Below are 1,511 nucleotides of genomic sequence, written 5' to 3'. Positions count from 1 at the left end.
CGACCCACTTCTTCTTGGACTGCATGATTCTCTCTTTCTTCTGCGTGGGTGACGTCTGCGGCACCCGTTCGGTGTCTGACTCTTCGATCCTTGCCGTTGGTCATGAGCTGACCAGGAGACACAGATGAGAGGACTCTCAGAATGGGGTCCGTGCTCCGTCCGCCGAATTCAGCCACAACTGGGCCAGAGCGAGCCGGGCAGACGTGGCCCTCTCCCAGTCCGCCTCTTGTGTACGGAACGGGCCCGTCGCCAGCGAGACGATGACCCCGGCCGTCCGGACCCGCAACTCGGATGGATCCACGCGGCGGTCGAACTCCGGTATCCACGACCGCAGCGCTCCGCGAGCTCCCCGCGCGTCGGCGGTGTCGATGACGGTGAGAAGCGACAGATGGGCCAGCATGCACGAGAGATCGTCCACGCGACGGCCGGGGCCGGCGGTGTCCACGTCGAGCAGGCCGGTGACCCGGCCTTCACCGACCATCAGTTGCGAGGCGTAGAAGTCGCCGTGCGTGGGCTCGTCCGGGCCGTCGTCGTACCGGCGGAGCGCCGCCGCCACCTCCGTGGCGATGGCGTACGCACCTGCGGCTTCAGCAGGCAGCGCCGATGCGATGACGCCCGCGTAGTGTGCGGCGTGGTCCGCCCAGGGCTGCCGCCGGGGAAGACGGAGTAACTCATCCGGGAAGCCGTCGAGCATGGACACGAGCTCGCCGGGTTCGCACGCTGCCGCACCCTCGTCGTCGAGCGCGGAGCGCAGCGACATGCCGGGCAGCTCGGAGAGTACGAGCAGCCCGTCGTCGCTCCATCCACGGCAGACCGGCACCGGGAGACCGGCGTCGGTGAGCAGCGTGTGCCTGCGGCGCATGTCATCCACGGCGGCGGGCCGCAGCACCTTGACGAACCACCGGCCGGACCCGCTACCGACCTGGACGACGGCGCGCTTTCGGGGCCGGTAGGAGAGCACTTTGAGCTGAACTCGGTCCGCATCCACCCCGAGAGCCCTGAGCACTTTCGTGGCGGTGTCCGGAAAGCACATGGCGGCCAGCGCCGGAAGCTCTGGGTCGAAGGGGAAACGCCACACCTGGATCTCGTGCCCGCCGTCGGTCACGATCAGCCGGTCGTCGGCGGCGACGGCGCCGTCCGTGTTCCGCGGCGTGGCGGTGGCACCGAGGATCTCCTCCCGTGGACCACCCGGCCAGGAGACCTTGACCGTGTACGAGACGGTGGTGCGTCGGCCGGGCCGATGGTCCACGTCCCGGACGGACCAGCCGAGCAGCTGGGCACCGGCGGGAGCCAGCGCGGCCGCCAGCAGCTCGGCTACGTCCGGGCCGGTGAGAAGGTCCAACATGGCGTCGGACCGCGGAGTCTGGTGGGCCATGCCGACATCGTCGCCCGCGTGGGTGAGAGACGGGTGAGGCATTGATGAGGACGCTCTCATCAATCCCGCTGATCGGACCGATCCGGTAGCAGGCAGGATAGGCCTATGACTGCTGACCACACCGCCGACGCCGCTG

1 protein-coding gene is annotated in these 1,511 nt (G+C 68.8%); it reads right to left on the bottom strand.

The genetic code is table 11. The features are described from left to right. Window positions 1–136: 136 nt before the first annotated feature. Window positions 137–1,375 carry a phosphotransferase gene (locus tag ELR45_RS29800; protein WP_205857538.1) on the bottom strand — a complete coding sequence of 413 codons (1,239 nt, stop codon included), beginning with the start codon at window positions 1,373–1,375 and terminating at the stop codon, window positions 137–139. Window positions 1,376–1,511: the final 136 nt, after the last annotated feature.

It is taken from the genome of Phytoactinopolyspora endophytica (assembly GCF_004138495.1).
Classification (GTDB): domain Bacteria; phylum Actinomycetota; class Actinomycetes; order Jiangellales; family Jiangellaceae; genus Phytoactinopolyspora; species Phytoactinopolyspora endophytica.
The sequence above is the reverse complement of the archived record's forward strand: the minus strand, read 5'-3'. Positions and strand labels throughout refer to the sequence as shown.